The organism is Synechococcus sp. R8-2, from assembly GCF_047461715.1.
Classification (GTDB): Bacteria; Cyanobacteriota; Cyanobacteriia; order Thermostichales; family Thermostichaceae; genus Thermostichus.
Window position 1 is genome coordinate 1 of the sequence record NZ_JANSHQ010000735.1, and the last position, 1,289, is coordinate 1,289.

Consider the following 1,289-nt stretch of genomic DNA (forward strand, 5'->3'; position numbering starts at 1 on the left):
AGGAAGAGGTTTTGAAGCGGCGAGCATCGGCATACTCTAGCCCCACGCGATAGCCTTGGGCCAACAGGGCACGAATTTGCTCCACCACCTCCGGCTTGAGAGGGGATCCGCCGCCGTTCCGGCCATTGCCGCGATGGGAAGAATGAGTCATGGGTGCCGTCTCCGTAGCCGTTGAGTTAGAGGTGCGCTGCAGTTCGTTGCGGATGGGAGCGATACAGACGAGGTTTTCGCTGCACTGGTAGCCCTCTCGCAGGGCTTGGTTGATGCCGATCACGTGTTGGGCAAACTTGGCATCGCTATCCTGGACGTCGGGCAGCCGGTCGGCCTCGGCCTGGGTGGTGATGATGGATCCAGAAGGCACGTACTTGCCTGGGGGGATCTCCACATCCTGGATCAGGCAATGCAACATGATGATGCAGCCATCCCCAACCCGAGCGTTGAACACCGTCGAGCGGAAGCCAATAAAGCAGTCGTTGCCCACGTAGGCCGGCCCGTGGATCAGAGCCATGTGGGCAATGGAAGTGTTTCTGCCAATCCAAACGGAGTAGGGTTGGCCGTCTTCTCCTATCACCCGCCCCTGTTCCAGGCCGTGGATGACCACCCCATCCTGAATGTTGGATCTGGCGCCAATGTGGAAGGGGGATCCCTCGTCAGCGCGAATGGAAGTTCCCGGGGCGATCAGCACCTCCGCTTCCACCCGCACATCCCCAATGAGGTTGGAGAAAGAATGCACGTAGGCTGTGGGATCGATCTTGGGCTCCGCCAGTCGGCGAGACCAGGGCGTTGGCGGTGCAGCATAGGTGTGAGCAGGCATAACCGTGAGCCTCTAGAACGCAGTAGGGCGGACAAGGGCAGCAAGAGAGATGAGAAGGGAAGGGATCCCAGCTAGCGTTGATCGCGCTTGTTGTAGAGAGAGCGACCGCCAACGCTGACCGTATCGATAATCGCCATCACCACTGCATCCAGCGGGCGAGTCTGGTTTCCTTGCGGCTGGCGAGCGGCACTGCCTTGGCTAACCAGCACCCACTCGTCAATGCCGGCCCCCACCGGATCGGCAGCCACAGCGTAATCGGGTTGCGGCTGGCCCTCGAGATCGACGTACTGCACCAACAAAAACTTCACGCCCGTCAAGCTGGGATCCTTTTGAGTGCTGGTGACGGTGCCCCGCACAATGGCAATACGCATCAGGGACGGGTGAAGGGACGGATGGCATTGACCCCTTCGCGGAACTGAGCCACATCCTCGGTGTAGCGAATGGGCAACACGTACTCCAGGTTCTCGTGGGGACG

At 60.2% G+C, this 1,289-nt stretch carries 1 protein-coding gene and 2 pseudogenes; all 3 read right to left on the reverse strand.

The window, feature by feature from the left end; genetic code table 11:
• Window positions 1-814, reverse strand: a pseudogene (locus NW819_RS14325) (carbon dioxide concentrating mechanism protein CcmM); the annotation flags it as partial.
• 71 nt (window positions 815-885) lie between these two features.
• Window positions 886-1,185, reverse strand: coding sequence for a EutN/CcmL family microcompartment protein (locus tag NW819_RS14330; RefSeq protein WP_011433394.1), 300 nt, complete (start codon window positions 1,183-1,185; stop codon window positions 886-888).
• Window positions 1,185-1,289, reverse strand: a pseudogene (locus NW819_RS14335) (carbon dioxide-concentrating protein CcmK); the annotation flags it as partial. The pseudogene NW819_RS14335 and the gene NW819_RS14330, both read right to left, overlap by 1 nt.

Coding starts and splice junctions, on each gene's coding strand:
- NW819_RS14330 (WP_011433394.1), bottom strand. CDS start 1,185: ATGCGTATTGCCATTGTGCGGGGCACCGTCACCAGCACTCAAAAGGAT.